The following is a 15442-nucleotide window of genomic DNA, read 5'->3' on the forward strand; positions in this document are numbered from 1 at the left end:
CATTCGGTGCGTGAAGCAGGCTGCGAATCGCAGCTGGAATGTGGCTTTGATCGCCAAGGCCGTTCGTCGGGAGCGAGTCGCCCGCTGCGGCAAGGTGGCCCGATGACCGGCGCCGATTGACGGGTTGAGAGGAAGGCCGGGAGGGCGGGATGCGCCCGATCCCGATTGGCGCTGTGGCGCCTGGCCGGCCGCGCGCGCCGGCCGCCTTCGCGGCCAGATCGATGGACGGCGTGCCGCCCCGTGAGGCGGCTTGAGGCTTGAAGCGGGCCTCGGGACGGGCCGCAGGCCCGCCTCCGGGCTTACTTCTTCTTCGGCTTGGGCTTGGGCGCCGGCTTGGGCGGAGCTTCGCCCATCAGCTCGGCTTCCTTGCGCGCCAGTTCGGCGTCGCGCTCGCGCGCGGCCCGCAGTTTGGCGGCTTGCTGGCCGGCGACGTTGTCGAGCAGGCCCTCGGCCTCGGCGCGGGCCTGGGCTTCCTGATCGGCGGCCAGACGCAGACGCTCAGCCTCTTCGGCCTGGATCTGGGCCTGCACGCGCAGACGTTCGGTCTCGGCGCGGGCGCGGTCGGCGTCGCGGCGGCTGGCTTCGACCAACAGTTCGCTGCGCTCGCGGTCGAGGCGATCGACCTCGCGCTGGGCCAATTGGGTGCGGGTCACGATTTCGGCGGTTTCGACCCGGCGATCGGCGATCCGCAGCGCCCAGGCGCGATCGCGGCTGCGCGCGGCGCGCACCGCGTCGATGGCCTGACGCGCGCGCAGGCGCTCGAAGGCGCCGTACTGAGCGGCGTCGGGATTGGATTCGATCACGATTACCCGCTGATTCAGGCGGGCGACGTCGGGATCGTCGGGCGGCGCGGCGAAGGCCGCGGCGCAGGCCAGCGACAGCACGGTGGCGGCGAGCGTGCGCAGGATCAGGCCGCGGCTCAGATCGGCGAACGCGCTCATTGGCCAGCTCCGTTCTGCAGGCGGCGGCGCAATTCGGCGATCTCGGCGCGGCGCTGGTTGAGTTCGGCGCCGGTCTTGGCCTCGCGGCTGCGGGCCAGGGCCAGGTCGGCTTCGGCCACCGCGGTCAGGGCCAGACGCCGTGCGTCTTCGTCCTTGCCCTGCGACAACGCGCCCTGGGCCGCGCTCAGCGCGCTGCGCGCGGCGTTGAGGTCCTGCGGCGCGTATTGGTCGGCGTCGGCATCGTCGGCGCGCATCACCGCCTGCTGCGCGGTGGACAGCTCGCCGGTGGGCGGAGGCGTGGACGCGCAGCCGGCCAGGGCGGAAGCGAGAACTGCGGCCAGCAGCGGCAAACGAAATTGTGCGAAGCTTGCGGTCATTAGGGGAGCGCTGTGCGGAAGGGATGACGCACGGACATTGTCGTCAGGCCGGCAGCGTGCTTGCAACGGCGCGCGCCGTCAACAAGGGGTATGAATGCATGGACATCGGCTATTTCCTGAAGCTGATGACGGAAAAGAACGCGTCGGACATGTTCCTGACGACTGGCGCGCCTGTGTACATCAAGGTCGAAGGCCGTCTTTACCCGCTCGGCAACACCGGCCTGCCGCCCGGCATGGTCAAGAAAATCGCCTATTCCTTGATGGACGAAGGCCAGGTCCCGCTGTTCGAGCGTGATCTCGAACTGAACATGGCCCTCGCCCTGCCCGACGCCGGGCGCTTCCGCATCAACGTGTTCAAGCAGCGCGGCGAAGTCGGCATGGTGATCCGCGCCATCCGCAGCATCATCCCGAGCATCGAGGAACTGCAGCTGCCGCAGGTGCTCAAGGACATCATCATGGCGCCGCGAGGGCTGGTCCTGATCGTCGGTTCGACCGGCTCGGGCAAGTCGACCACGCTGGCGTCGATGATCGACCACCGCAACACCAACACCGCCGGCCACATCCTCACCATCGAGGATCCGATCGAGTACCTGCACAAGCACAAGAAGTCGATCGTCAACCAGCGCGAGGTCGGCCTGGACACCCACGCCTTCCACAACGCGCTCAAGAACGCGATGCGCGAAGCGCCCGACGTGATCCTGATCGGCGAAATCCTCGATGCGACGACCATGGAAGCGGCGATCGCGTTCGCCGAAACCGGTCACCTGTGCCTGGCGACGCTGCACTCCAACAACGCCGACCAGACCCTGGAACGCATCCTCAACTTCTTCAACGAGTCGGCGCACAAGAACGTGCTGATGAACCTGGCCTTGAACCTCAAGGCGGTGGTGTCGCAGCGACTGGTGGTCGGCGTCGACGGGCGTCGCCTGCCGGCGGCCGAGATCCTGATCAACACCCCGCACGTGCGCGACCTGATGCGCCGCGGCCAGGTGCACGAGATCAAGCAGGCGATGGAAGAATCGCTGGAAGACGGCATGGAGTCGTTCGACCAGTGCCTGTTCCGCCTGTACAAGGAAGGCCGGATCGAGATGGAGGAGGCGCTCAAGGCGGCCGACTCGCGCGACGGCCTGGCGCTGAAGTTCCGCCTGTCCGAGGGCGGCACCGGCGAGCACGATCCGTATGCGGATATGTATGACGCTACTGCTGCGCATTGAGCGAGCAGTAAGCGAGCAGTGAGTTGAGAGGAGTGAGGAACGAGTAGAGCGTTCCGCGGCGAACGGGTCCTTCGGGGCCCGTTTTGCTTTTTAGCGATGGCGGCGGGGCAGGAATGAGTTCAGAGGAGTGAGGAGTGAGTAAGAGCGGACACATCGCGGCGCCCGCTTTTACTCACTCCTCACTCCTTACTCCTCTGAACTCGTTCCTAGCTTCAACCCGGCGGCCGATCCGGCTGATTCTCCGGCCGGGCCTTGTCGAACTCCGGCAGCTCCAGACACGCCTGCTCGATCCGCAGCAAGGTCGGGAACGGTTCCAGCGGCACGCCGAAGCGGCGCGCGTTGTACAGCTGCGGGATCAGGCAGCAGTCGGCCAGACCGGGGCTGTCGCCTTCGCAATAAGTACCGGTGGCCGGATGATCGGCGACCATCGCCTCGACCGCGGTGAAGCCTTCGTGGATCCAGTGCGCGATCCAGCCGTCGCGTTCGGGCTGCGGGACGTTCCAGGTGCCGTCCAGGTACTGCAGCACGCGCAGATTGTTGAGCGGGTGGATTTCGCAGGCGATGGTCTGGGCGATCGCGCGCACGCGGTGGCGGTCGCGCGCGGTGACTGGCAGCAGGTTCGGCCGCGGCCAGGTTTCGTCGAGGTATTCCAGGATCGCGATCGACTGGCTCAGGGTGCGCGCGCCGTGCTGCAGCACCGGCACCAGGCCCTGCGGATTGAGTTCGCGGTACGCCGGCAGGTGTTGCTCACCGCCGCCGCGAACCAGATGCACCGGCACGATCTCGTACTCGAGCCCCTTGAGGTTCAAACCGATACGCACGCGATACGAGGCGCTGGAGCGCCAATACGAATACAACCGCAATTGCTCGCTCACCCGGGCTCCACCTGATTGTCGCTGCACCCCTGCACGGCGAACCTTACCGGTTGCGCCGCGCCGGAGTCGACCTCTCGTCCCGCGCCCGACACCGTCAGGCGGAAGGACGTTCCATGCGCTGTTCGATCGCGCCGAACAGGCTGCTGCCGTCGGCGTCGAGCATTTCGATGCGCACGGTGTCGCCGAACTTCATGAACGGCGTCGACGGCTTGCCGTGTTCCAGGGTTTCGACGGTGCGCTTCTCGGCGAAGCACGAAGCACCCAGCGAGGTGTCTTCGTTGGCCACGGTGCCCGAGCCCACGATGGTGCCGGCCGACAGCGGTCGGGTCTTGGCCGCATGCGCGACCAATTGGGCGAAGTTGAATTGCATGTCGATGCCCGCTTCCGGCGCGCCGAACCATTCGCCGTTGATGTGGGTGAGCAACGGACGATGGACCTTGCTGTCGATCCAGGCCGGGCCGAGTTCGTCGGGGGTGACGAACACCGGGCTCAGCGCCGAACGCGGCTTGGACTGCAGGAAGCCGAAGCCCTTGGCCAGTTCGTTCGGAATCAGATTGCGCAGCGAGACGTCGTTGACCAGGCCGATCAGCTGGATGTGGCCGGCCGCGTCTTCGGCGCTGACCGCCATCGGCACGTCGTCGGTCACGATCACCACTTCGGCTTCCAGGTCGATGCCGTAGTCCTCGCTGACCACGCGAACCGGATCGCGCGGGCCGTAGAAGCCGGCGCTGACCGCCTGGTACATCAGCGGATCGCTGTAGAAACTTTCCGGCACCTCGGCGCCGCGCGCGCGGCGCACGCGCTCGACGTGCGGCAGATACGCGCTGCCATCGACGAATTCGTAGGCGCGCGGCAACGGCGCGGCGAGCGCGGCGAAGTCGACCTCGAAGGCGTCGGCGGCGGTGCCGGCGTTGAGATCGTCCGACAGCGCGTTGAGCCTCGGCGCGGCGTTCGACCAGTCCTCCAGCGCGCGCTGCAGGGTGTCGGCGATACCCGTCGCGCGCACGGCGCGGGTCAGGTCGCGCGAGACGACGATCAGCGTGCCGTCGCGGCCGCCTTCCTTCAGGGATCCAAGCTTCATCCAGACCTCGATGTCGATTCAGGGCGCCGCGGCGCAATGGTTTCAATTGTAACCACTCGCGGCGCCATTGGCAGCCACGGGCTCGGGGCGCCGCTTACAGGCATCGGCCGGCTCAAAAACTGGCCGCATCCAGCGCCGAGGCCCGCCAGGGCTGCGTTTGCGCCCAATGCCGAACCCCGTCACCGCTCGCTCCGGCCGCCATTTTGCCGCCTTCCGGGCCGGGCCGAAAAATAATTTGAAATTTCTTGATGGGTCCGGCCGCCCTTCCCCGGTTTGTTGAATTAAGCGCGGCGTGGTCACGCCCGGGTTCGCCGGGACAGACCCAGCCGTGTGGAGCCGGGATTAGGGATTCGAGATTAGGGATTAGCCAGCCAAGGCGACGCGGCCGCTTTCCCAATCCCGAATCCCCAATCTCAAATCCCGGCTCCACGGGTTGAGGGCTCGTCCCTCTGCGACCGCGTGATTTTCCCAATCATGCCTATGGAGTCCATCATGAAAACTCAAACCTCTACCCTGCTTCTGCGCGCCCTGCCGGCCGCGCTCGCCCTGTGCGTCAGCGCCGGCGTCAACGCCCAGGCCCTCACCATCGACGTGGTCAATCCGATCAAGGACGGCAAGGTCGTGTTCGAAGCGATCGGCCCGTCCCAGGTCGGCGGCGCCAAGCAAGGCCGCGTTTCGCTGCGCATGGGAATCCGCAACGACGGCGCCACGCCGTTGAAGATCACCAAGGTCGAGATCCTCAACCAGCTCGCCTCCAACTTCCTCGCGCCGGTCGAAATCGCCCCGGGCACCCAGTACGCGTTCCAGAACTGCAACTGCGACTATTCCAACCCGGACCCGAACGCGCCGGACGTGCCGGCCTCGTATCCGATCATCATCAGCGCGCCGTACCCGACCACGGTCAAGGTCGCCGTCTACGTGCAGGGCTTCGCCAATCCGGTGATCAAGAACCTGCCGTTCACCGCCGCGACCAACGACAACGGCCCGCTGCGTTTTCCGGGCAAAGCCAGCGACCTGCGCTTCAACGAAGCCTGGCAGACCTCGAGCAACCACGTCGGCGGCAGCCAGGCCTTCGGCCTCGACAACAGCGTGACCGGCTGGGACGGCGACTCGTGGGACGACAAGCGTCCCGGCGCCGATCCGACCAAGCCCGAGGGCCGCCGCGCCTACGGCCTGCCGCTGTACGCGATGGCCGACGGCATCGTCTGCGAAGGCCTCAACGACCTGCCGGAGTGGAAGAACTATCCGCGCGTATCGAAGGAAATCGAACCCGAGCCGGTCGCGCCGAGCACCGGCCAGTACTCGGCCGGCGGCAACTTCCTCAAGATCCAGGCCGGCAACGAAGTCGCGTTGTACGCGCACATGCAGCCCGGTTCGATCCCGGCCGAACTGCTGGTGCCCGGCGCGGTCGTCAAGCAGGGCCAGTACCTGGGCAAGGTCGGCTACACCGGCCAGTCCAGCGGCCCGCACGTGCATGTGCATGTCAGCCAGGAAACCTCGCCGGGTTCGTGTGAAGGCAACGCGGTGCGTCCGCGTCCGATGACCTTCGCCCAGCTGCAGAGCCTGACCCGCGGCGAAGCCACCGCGATGGCCAGCGCCAACAACATGGACCCGACCGACTGGACCGCGCTAAGCAACCATTCCGCGCCGCATACCTTCAGCCTGCTATATCCGGCCAGCACGCCGTATGCGTTCGACGCCGCCGAAACCGACAACAAGACCTTCCTCGGCGTGTGGCGCGCGAGCGACGAGATCGAGATCCGGGTCAACAAGCCCAATTGGACCGCCTTCACCCAGAAGCGCGCCGAGCTGGTGGCCGACGATTTCCGTCTGGAACAGATCGACACCTACGTCGAGAACGGCGATCGCCACTTCGTCGGCGTGTACAAGCGCGGCACCGGCGCCGGCGCGCTGTACAACGCCAGCAGCTGGTCCGATTTCACCGCGGTGTGGCAGCAGCTCAGCGAGGACGGTCAACGCCTGGTCGACATGACCACCTACCTGAGCGGCAGCACCCGTCACTACGTCGGCGTGTTCCGTCCGGGCACCGGCAATGCCGGCCTGTGGAGCCACACCGGTTTCTCGGCCTTCGCCGCACAGCGCGAAACCGCCAAGGACCAGGGCCTGCGTCTGATCGACATGGAGAGCTTCGACATCGGCAACGGCCAGCGCCAGTTCATCGGCGTGTACCGCGCCGGCAGCGACTCCACCGCGCTGTGGCGTTCGACCTCGTGGGGCGGCTTCACCGCGAAGTGGGCCGAGCTGTCCGACGACGGCTACCGCCTGATCGATGTCGACACCTATGTCGATGCCGGCGTGCGCAACTACGTCGGCGTGTTCCGCGCCGGCAGCGGCGGCAAGGCGCTGGAAGCGGTCAAGGGCTGGCAGGGTCTGTATCAGTCGGCCGAGAAGTACGCGATCAAGGGTTTGCGCCTGGTTGATGTGCAGGCGATCGAGTGAGAGTAGAAGTTCGCGACTCGGTTTGAACGTCGCTGATTGACAAGGCCAACGATAACGAGAACGCCGCCTGCGAGGGCGGCGTTCTTGTTTGTTGGCCTCGGTGGCAGGGTTTGTTTGCCGCATGCGAATTATCGTTGTCGGCTGGGTTTTGCGTCGTCGCCCGGAGTTCGCGGTCGCGGCTTGCGCCGCTCCTACAGGTAGGCCATGTAGCTTTCGCCTGAAGTCAGGTTTCATTTCCAGCACTGCGAGGCTTGTTATTCGCGAGACGAACAGGACACCCGAAGGGCGGCGCACATGGATGTGCGCCGTGCGCTACCGAGACAGGATGTCTCGTGTGGCGCATGCCCGCGCATGCACCGATCTTGCGGGCACTTGATTCACAACAAGGCATTTTTCTTTGGTTACCTTTCTTTTGTTGCTTTTGACAAAAGAAAGTAACCCGCCGCTTCAGCGGCGGAAGCTTTTGATCCTGCTTGAAGCTTCAAAACCGCAAAGCAACAGCGTCCGCGCAACTAACGCGACACCACCCGCACCTCCGGCGTCCCCCGCTTAAGCACATCCAACCGCCGCAGCAAATCCGATTCCGCATACAACTCCCGCCGCAACGAAGGCTCAGCCAACCGCACCTGCTCCGCCGCACCCGCCGCATCCCCGCGCGCACGCAACACCTCGGCATAAGGAACCCGAGCCTTGGCCGTCTTCACCTGCCCCGCGCCCAACTGCTGCGCACTATCGGCGACGATCGCAGCCCAGGCACGTTCGGCCGCAGCCCAATCGCCACGTCGCTGCGCCAGCTCAGCGCGCAGACCAGGTATGCGCGCAAGCATCAAGGCGTTGTATTCACCGCGATCCAGATCCAACCCATTCAACCCCGCGGCCGCCTCATCAAGACGATCGGCGCTGAGCAACCATTCGATCCGGCTCAACGCCACCATCAACCGCCCCGGATAGTCCTCGCCATAGCGCGTATTCCAGATCCGGGTGGAATGCTCGATCAGCGGCTGCGCCCGCTCGCTGCGACCGGCCCGCGCCAGCAACCGGCCGAGCGCGCTTTCGATGCGCAGCACCCGCCGTTCCTCCGGCTCCAGATGCTGACGCCGGATCGACAGCGCCAAGGTCCAGCGCCGCTCGGCCTCGGCCACATCGCCGCGCTCGTCGGCGAGCACCGCCCAATTGTTGAGCACGCGCGCGTAATCCAGGCTGCGTTCGCCGGCGACGATCGCCATGATCGCGAGCGCCGCGCGGTAGTGCTCGTCGGCCTGGCGAAAATCGCCGATATCCTGCGAGGTGTTGGCCAGGTCGGAATGAATATTGGCGACCATGTCGCTCTGCTCGCCGTACAGCTCGCGGGCGAGAATCAGGTTGTCGAGCAGTTCGCGCCGGCTATCGTCGACCCGCCCCTGACCGAACAGCGAGCGCGCCAGTCCGAATTGATTGAGCTGGGTGGCGACGGTGTTCGGCCCGCTCGCGCGAGTAATCGCGAGCGCATCGCGGAAGGTCTGTTCGGCGCGCTTGAGTTCGCCGCGGCGCAGGTACAACTCGGCCAGATGGCCAAGCATGCCCGCGCGCTCATCGGGCGACTGGCGCATGGCGTGCCGGCGCCGCAGTTCCTGCGATTGCGCGAACGAGCGCTCGGCTTCCGGATACTGACTGTTGGCGACCTGAGCCAGACCGAGCGTGTCGTACGCATCGGCCAGCGCGCGCGGTTCGCCGTCGCGCTCGCGCAGCGCCAGCGCGCGTCGCGCGACCGCGACCGCCTGGCTGCCATACTGGCGCGCGCTCATCGAACGCGACAGTTCCGCCAAGGCCTGCGCGGCCTGGTCGGGGCGCGCCACGGCAGGATCGAGAAACTCCTTGGCCGCTTGTTCGAGCAAGACCTCGGCGCGTTGCGGCTGACCCAGGTTGCGATACGCGCGGCCAAGCACCGCGCGCAGGCGCGCGCGGATCGCCGGGGTTTCGTCGAGCCCGCGTTCGATCCGTTCGGCCGAGGTATCAAGCACCTGACGCGCACTGACTTCCTGATCCGGACGCGCCCCGCGCATGCGCGGATCGGCGGCGTCGAACGCCGACACCAGAAACTCGCTGACCTGCTCGGCCACCGCCGCTTCGCGCTGCGCGTTCGCGCGTTCGGCAGTGACCCGCCAGACGAAACCGCCGGCGAGCAGCAACACGATCGCGCTGGCCGCGCTCTCGCGCCAATGCCGGCGCAGATAACGCCCAAATCGGTAACGCCAAGTCGGCGCGCGCGCCGTTACCGGACGCCAGGCCAGATGCCGGTCGATGTCCAGCGACAACGCTTCGACCGAGGAATAGCGCTTGCGCGGGTCCAACGCGCAGGCGCGCGCGGCGATCGCGTCGAGGTCGCCGCGCAACGCGCCGCGCCAGGGGCAGTCGGCGCCAGCCCAGGCGCTCGGCAACGGCACTGGCGTGTCGCGCTCGGCGATGCCGCGGCCGATCGCCCGACACGACAGCAGCTCGGTCAACAACACGCCGAGCGCGAATACGTCGCTGACCACGCTGACCCGCGCGCCGCCGAGCAATTCAGGACTGGCATAGGCCGGGGTGCAGAAATCGTTGCCGCGTTCGCCGTCGCCGTGCTGTCGGTCCAGTACTTGGGCGATTCCGAAATCCAGCAACACCGGCTCGCCGTCGTCGAGCACCAGCACGTTGCCGGGCTTGAGATCGCAATGCACGATCAAGCGCTGATGCGCGCTCTGCACTGCGCCGCAGATGCGCTGGAACAGACGCAGTCGTTCGCGCAATCCGGGCTGACGCTGCTCGCAATAGTCGTCGAGCGCGCGGCCGGGCACGTACTCCATCACCAGATAGGGCTCGCCGTTCGGCGTGGTGCCGCCGTCGTACAGCCGGGCGATGTTGGGATGCTGCAATTCGGCCAGCAACTGCCGCTCCGCCGCCAGGCGCTGGGCGAATTCGGCCTGATTGACCCCGCTGCCGCGCAGCAGCTTGATCGCGACCTGCTGGCGGAACAGTCCGTCGGCGCGTTCGGCGATGAACACCGTGCCCATGCCGCCGCTGGCCAGGCGCTCGACCAGCATCCACGCGCCTAATCGTTCGCCCGCGCGCAGCTCGCTGTCGGGCCGGTTCGCCATCAACTCGCCGAGCGGCTTAAGCGCCTGATCGAAGCTCGCGGTTTGCGCCCGCAGCAGATCCAGGGCTTCGTCGATCAGCTCCGGATCGTCGCTGAGCCGTTGCAATTCATCGCGCCAACGTTCGGCCGGCAGGTCGCAGACCGCATCGAACAAGGCGCGCAGTTGCTGCCAGCGTTGCGTTTGCATGGGTACTCCGAAGCGGTATTGCGAAGGCGTTGCGGGTGTTGCGTCGGATCAACTCAGTTGCTGACTCAACCAGGCGCGGGCGAAACGCAGATCGCGCTCGACGGTCGGAATCGACACTTCGAGCACGCAGGCGATCTCGCGTTGTTCCATGCCGCCGAAGTACGCCATCTCCACCGCGCGCGCCGAACGCGGATCGCGCGCGGCCAGGCGGTCGAGCGCGTCGTGCAGCGCCAGCACGTCGAAACCGACCGTCTGCCCGCCCTGCAGATCCGCATGCGACAAGGTCAACAGGACCGGGTTGGCGCCGCGCTTGGACGCGGCCTGCGCGCGTGCCTCGTCGACCAGCACCGAACGCATCTTCAACGAGGCCAGCGCGTAGAAATGCGCGCGATCCTGCCAGTCGACCTCGCTGCCGATCAGCCGAATCAACGCCTCATGCACCAACGACGTCGCCTGCAAGGTGCGATTGGACGAACGCGCGCCCAGCCGCGCAGCGGCCATCGCGCGCAGGGTTTCGTAAACCTGCGCGAACAGACGATCGCGCGCGGCGACATCGCCGCCACGCCAGTCCTGCAGCAATCGAGTCAGTTCCTCGCCCATGCGCGTCCCCCGACGCCGTCGTATCGCATCGATCCCCCTGCGCGCGGATGGTATCCGAGCCTCATCGGCATGGCACAGGATGCGAGCCGGTGAACATCGCGGCCGCGACCGCCGACACGGTTTGCGGGTTTGCTCGCCGCGCGTGGCGTTCGCCTCATTACATGCGCGTACCCGGCATTCGGCGCGGCATGACGCCGCATTCGCCGCCAGCCACCACGGGCGAACCCGAGCGCATCGCCCGGCCTTCAAGCGACCCAGGCCGGCGCCGGCCGAGGCGAGCAGCCAAACCGCGGCATCCGCGCCAGCGGCGAAGGCTGATACCTTGGCCGCACTCCACCCGGTTCGACGCGATGCTGCCGTTACCGCTGCCACTGCGCCCCATCCGCGACGACGATCGCGCCGCGTTGCGTGCCTGGCTGGAGCAACGCTGGGGCACGCCGATCGTCCAGCTCGACGGCCGCGCGATCGACGCCGCGATGCTGCCTGGCTTCGTCGCCGACAACGACGACGGCAGCCTCGCCGGCCTGATCGTGCTGCTCGACGAGGCCGGGCATTCGGAGGTCGTGGTCCTGGACGTGCTGGCCTCGGGCATCGGCACCGGCACGCGCCTGCTCGAACTCGCCGCGATCCGCGCGCGTTCGCTGGGCCTGACCCGGCTGCTGGCGCGCACCACCAACGACAACCTCGACGCGCTGCGTTTTTATCAGCGCCGCGATTTCCGTTTGTGGCGGCTGACGCCTGGCGCGATCGACCGCGAGCGCGAGGCCGATCCGGAGATTCCCTTGCTCGGCCATCACGGCATTCCGCTGCGCGACGAGATCAGCCTGTTGCGCGAGTTGGGGTGAGCGATCAGGCCGTCGCGGTGATCGCTGCGCTACGGATGCTTACTCGCGGAAATAGAAACCGGCCTGACGGCGAGGCTTTTCTTGCGAACAACAGACTCCGCCTGATGGCGCGAGCTTTCCTGAAACAACAAAGATCTGCCTGATGGCGGAAGCTGTTCTCGCGAGCAACAAAGAAACCCGTCTGGCGGCGAGAGATTTTCTCGCAGACAACAAAAAACCCGCCGATTGGCGGGTTTTTCGTGAAGCCATCCGCCTTGCGGCGGTGACGATCTTGTTTGGCAGCCCCGGATGGATTCGAACCACCGAATGCCTGAGTCAGAGTCAGGTGCCTTACCGCTTGGCGACGGGGCTATAAAACACAGTCTAACGCAAAAATTCGCGGCTGCAAAAGCAAAAACCGATGCAGCCGTCGAACGATTAGCGCTTGGAGAACTGGGTGGCGCGACGGGCTTTGTGCAGACCGACCTTCTTACGCTCGACTTCACGGGCGTCGCGGGTCATGAAACCGGCCTTGCGCAGTTCGCTCTTCAACGATTCGTCGTACTCGACCAGCGCGCGGGCGATGCCCAGGCGGATCGCACCGGCCTGGCCGGTGATGCCGCCGCCGGCGACGGTGACGTTGACGTCGAACTTGTCGGTCGACTGGGTCAGCTCGAGCGGCTGGCGCACGATCATGCGCGCCGTCTCACGGCCGAAGAACTCTTCGATCGTGCGCTGGTTGATGGTGATCTTGCCCTCGCCCTTGCGCAGGAACACGCGAGCGGTGGAGGACTTGCGGCGACCGGTGCCGTAATTCTGTTGGATAGCCATGTTCGTACCTTAAAAGTCCAGGGGCTGCGGCTGCTGCGCGGCGTGCGGGTGCTCGGAGCCCTTGTAGACCTTGAGCTTGCGGTACATGGCGCGGCCGAGGGTGTTCTTCGGCAGCATGCCCTTGACGCCGATCTCGATGACGCGCTCGGGATGACGCTCAAGCGCCTGGCCCAGCGATTCGCTCTTCAGGTTGCCGACGTAACCGGTGAACCGGTAGTACATCTTGTCCTGCAGCTTCTTGCCGGTGACCACGATCTTTTCGGCGTTGATTACCACCAGGTAATCGCCGGTATCGATATGCGGGGTGTAGACGGGCTTGTGCTTGCCGCGCAGACGGCGCGCGAGTTCGGAGCACAGGCGGCCGAGCGTTTTGCCCGACGCGTCGACGATGTACCAGTCGCGCTGGACGGTCTCGTTCTTGGCGGTGAAAGTCTTCATGAAAACTCTTTTAGTGGGTGCAGATGGTCGGGCTGATTCCGCTGGATCGGACCCTCGCGAGAAGGTATTCGGCCCGGGAATTTCGCCACGCGTTGTAAATGTGGAACGTGAAGAGGCGAGATGATAGCGGGCTTATTCAGCCGCCGCAAGTCGACCCGACCCCCATGCTAGCATTCTGAACATGCCCGTCGCGCCCCGGATATCCGCCGATCCCGCCGATCCCGCCGATCCGCTGGTGGCGCTGGCCGACCGCTGCGTCCAGTGCGGGCTGTGCCTGCCGGCCTGCCCGACTTACGGGCGCGAGCGGCTCGAGGCTGAATCGCCGCGCGGCCGGATCGCGCTGACCCGCGCCTGGGCGTTGGACACCATCGCCCCGAGCGCGATCGCCGACACCCACCTCGACCATTGCCTGGGCTGCCGCAGCTGCGAAGCGGTGTGCCCGGCGGGCGTGGAGTATGGGGCCTTGCTGACCCTGGCGCGGCGGCGCCAGCGCGAGCGCCGCCCGGCGGCCTGGCGCCAGCGTCTGATCGAAGCGCTGGCGGCGCGGCCGCGCTGGCTGGGCGCGGGGCTGGGCCTGTATCGCCTGGCCCATCCCTGGCTGCCGGCGGCTTGGCGGCCCCTGCCGCGACCGCCGCGGACGGTGGCGATGCCGCTATCGCCCGGATCGACCGGCCCCGCGTCGGACCGGGTCGGCCTGTTCGTGGGCTGCGTCGCCGATCGTTACGAGAGCCCGCTGCGCGCGGCCCTGGCGCGGCTATGCGGCGCGCTGGGCGTTGTCCTCGACCCGGCGGCGCTACAGACCTGCTGCGGCGCCCTGCACGCGCATTCCGGCGATGCCGCCCATGCGCAGGCGTTGGCCGCGGCCAACCGCGACGCTTTCGCCGGCCACATCACTGTGCTGACCCTCGCCAGCGGCTGCCACGACACGCTCGACCGCGCCCTGGCCGACGGGGCCCGCGCAGTCGACGCGATCGTCTATCTCGCCGATCGCATCGAACGGCTGCGGTTTCGTCCGAGCACGCAGCGCGTCGCCGTGTACCTGCCCTGTACCCAGCGCAACGTGGTCAAGTCGGTGCCGGCGCTGCGCCGCCTGCTGGCCGCGGTACCGGGGTTGCAGGTGATCGAGCTCGATGCCGGATATGGCTGCTGCGGCGCGTCGGGCACGCAGATGTTCGCCGACCCGCAACGCGCGGCCGAATACCGGGCGCCGCTGATCGAGCAGTTCGAACGCAGCGGCGCGGAACGGCTGCTTAGCGCGAACATCGGTTGCCGACTGCATCTAGGCAACGGTACCGATCTGCGCGTGCAGCATCCGCTGGAGTTTCTGGCCGAGTGCCTGGAAGAAACGACGCCCGCCGTGTGATTGCTTTCGCTCCTATCTGATCGGAAAGCGTCGGGGCACAATGGCCCAGCCCGGAAAAAACCTCGAGGCTTCCTGGCTCCACGGCGCCGCAGTCACTATCCCGCACGCCCCGGCTGCTTCCTGGCCAAGGACGATTTGTCCACCCCGCTTAACCGACTTCTACACCGCCCGCGCCGTAGAATCGGCGGCATGAACGCTCGCACCCTCAATCCCCTGGACCGCGTGCTCAGCGAAGCCCAGCGCGCCCTCGACACGGTGTTCGGCGCCCCCGGCGCCGAGCGCCCGAACCCGGCCGGCAGCACCGCCGAGCTGGTCCTGGAACCGGCCGAGAAGCGCCATTCGGCCGGTCTGATGCGGATCAACCACGTCGGCGAGGTCTGCGCCCAGGCGCTGTACTGCGGCCAGGCCGCGGTCGCCCGCGACGAGTCCACCCGCGAGCACCTGCTCGAAGCCGCGCAGGAAGAGACCGACCACCTGGCCTGGTGCGCCGACCGCCTGCGCGAACTCGACAGCCGCCCCAGCCTGCTCAACCCGCTGTGGTACGCCGGCAGCTTCACCATCGGCGTGCTGGCCGGCCTGCGTGGCGACGGCTGGAATCTGGGCTTCGTGGTCGAAACCGAGCGTCAGGTCGAAGCGCATATCGACGAGCATCTGGAATCGTTGCCCGAAGGCGACCAGCGCAGCCGCGCGATCCTGCGCACGATGAAGGCCGACGAGGCCCGTCACGCCCAGAACGCCGAAGCGGCCGGCGCGCGCATCCTGCCGATGCCGGTGCCGACGATCATGGCGGCAGCGTCGAAGTTGATGAAGACGGTGGCTTATCGGGTTTGAGGGCCGAGGGTTGGGAATCGGCAATCGGCAATCGGCAATCGGCAATCGGCAATCGGCAATCGGCAACAGCTTGAGCACAAAGGCCCGCCATTGGCGGGCCTTTGCTTTTGGAGGACACGCTGGCAATGGGCAGTTCCGCCTGCCCTGGCGGACACGCCGGCGACCGGTTGTTCGGACTCAGACGGCCTGGCCATCAAGCACCGCAGACGCGCCTGCCGCGATCAACTCCCTCTCCCGCTTGCGGGAGAGGGCTGGGGTGAGGGTCTTCGGCGGAGCGGCAGGGCAATCGGAGCGAACCGCGCCCGCGGCGG

At 66.9% G+C, this 15442-nt stretch carries 13 protein-coding genes and 1 tRNA gene; 5 read left to right on the forward strand and 9 right to left on the reverse strand.

The window, feature by feature from the left end; translation table 11 throughout:
• Positions 1-299: 299 nt before the first annotated feature.
• Together ASD86_RS01065 and ASD86_RS01070 are read right to left on the reverse strand one after the other, a co-directional pair.
• Positions 300-941, reverse strand: coding sequence for a hypothetical protein (locus ASD86_RS01065; protein ID WP_056105994.1), 642 nt, complete (start codon positions 939-941; stop codon positions 300-302).
• Positions 938-1318 (reverse strand): DUF4398 domain-containing protein, encoded by a 381-nt coding sequence (locus ASD86_RS01070; protein ID WP_082577953.1) that lies wholly within the window; start codon positions 1316-1318, stop codon positions 938-940. The genes ASD86_RS01065 and ASD86_RS01070 overlap by 4 nt, the downstream gene beginning before the upstream one ends.
• Before the next feature lie 98 nt (positions 1319-1416).
• Between ASD86_RS01070 and ASD86_RS01075 the strand changes: the two genes are divergently transcribed.
• Positions 1417-2532, forward strand: a complete 1116-nt coding sequence (locus ASD86_RS01075) for a PilT/PilU family type 4a pilus ATPase (RefSeq protein ID WP_036104874.1) — start codon at positions 1417-1419, stop codon at positions 2530-2532.
• A gap of 212 nt (positions 2533-2744) precedes the next feature.
• Here the strand turns inward: ASD86_RS01075 and maiA are convergent, their stop codons facing one another.
• Both maiA and ASD86_RS01085 read right to left on the reverse strand, forming a co-directional pair.
• Positions 2745-3407, reverse strand: a complete 663-nt coding sequence (maiA, locus tag ASD86_RS01080; RefSeq protein ID WP_056105996.1) for a maleylacetoacetate isomerase — start codon at positions 3405-3407, stop codon at positions 2745-2747.
• A gap of 94 nt (positions 3408-3501) precedes the next feature.
• Entirely contained in the window at positions 3502-4488 is a 987-nt protein-coding gene (locus tag ASD86_RS01085; protein ID WP_056105998.1) for a fumarylacetoacetate hydrolase family protein, read from the reverse strand.
• A 492-nt stretch (positions 4489-4980) separates the two neighbouring features.
• Between ASD86_RS01085 and ASD86_RS01090 the strand changes: the two genes are divergently transcribed.
• Positions 4981-6948 carry a peptidoglycan DD-metalloendopeptidase family protein gene (locus ASD86_RS01090; RefSeq protein ID WP_162253587.1) on the forward strand — a complete coding sequence of 656 codons (1968 nt, stop codon included), beginning with the start codon at positions 4981-4983 and terminating at the stop codon, positions 6946-6948.
• Between the two features lie 512 nt (positions 6949-7460).
• Here ASD86_RS01090 and ASD86_RS01095 read toward each other — a convergent pair.
• Both ASD86_RS01095 and ASD86_RS01100 read right to left on the reverse strand, forming a co-directional pair.
• Positions 7461-10244: a tetratricopeptide repeat protein gene (locus ASD86_RS01095; RefSeq protein WP_056106001.1), complete on the reverse strand. Its 2784-nt coding sequence runs from the start codon at positions 10242-10244 to the stop codon at positions 7461-7463.
• Positions 10245-10292: 48 nt separating this feature from the next.
• Positions 10293-10844: an ECF-type sigma factor gene (locus ASD86_RS01100; RefSeq protein WP_056106003.1), complete on the reverse strand. Its 552-nt coding sequence runs from the start codon at positions 10842-10844 to the stop codon at positions 10293-10295.
• A 350-nt stretch (positions 10845-11194) separates the two neighbouring features.
• Between ASD86_RS01100 and ASD86_RS01105 the strand changes: the two genes are divergently transcribed.
• The gene (locus tag ASD86_RS01105; protein WP_056106005.1) at positions 11195-11689 is read left to right on the forward strand and encodes a GNAT family N-acetyltransferase; all 495 of its coding nucleotides are present in this window, start codon (positions 11195-11197) and stop codon (positions 11687-11689) included.
• Positions 11690-11965: 276 nt separating this feature from the next.
• On the opposite strand, the gene ASD86_RS01110 is transcribed toward ASD86_RS01105, so the two are convergent.
• The 3 genes from ASD86_RS01110 to rplM form a co-directional block, all read right to left on the reverse strand.
• A tRNA-Gln gene (locus ASD86_RS01110) sits at positions 11966-12040 on the reverse strand.
• 66 nt (positions 12041-12106) lie between these two features.
• Entirely contained in the window at positions 12107-12499 is a 393-nt protein-coding gene (gene rpsI / locus ASD86_RS01115; protein ID WP_036104896.1) for a 30S ribosomal protein S9, read from the reverse strand.
• Between the two features lie 9 nt (positions 12500-12508).
• Positions 12509-12937, reverse strand: coding sequence for a 50S ribosomal protein L13 (rplM, locus tag ASD86_RS01120; protein WP_056106007.1), 429 nt, complete (start codon positions 12935-12937; stop codon positions 12509-12511).
• Between the two features lie 181 nt (positions 12938-13118).
• Between rplM and ASD86_RS01125 the strand changes: the two genes are divergently transcribed.
• Entirely contained in the window at positions 13119-14300 is a 1182-nt protein-coding gene (locus ASD86_RS01125) for a (Fe-S)-binding protein (RefSeq protein WP_056106008.1), read from the forward strand.
• A 189-nt stretch (positions 14301-14489) separates the two neighbouring features.
• The gene (gene coq7, locus ASD86_RS01130) at positions 14490-15131 is read left to right on the forward strand and encodes a 2-polyprenyl-3-methyl-6-methoxy-1,4-benzoquinone monooxygenase (protein ID WP_046657872.1); all 642 of its coding nucleotides are present in this window, start codon (positions 14490-14492) and stop codon (positions 15129-15131) included.
• Positions 15132-15442 lie beyond the last annotated feature (311 nt).

The sequence above is a fragment of the Lysobacter sp. Root690 genome (genome assembly GCF_001427785.1).
Taxonomy (GTDB): domain Bacteria; phylum Pseudomonadota; class Gammaproteobacteria; order Xanthomonadales; family Xanthomonadaceae; genus Lysobacter.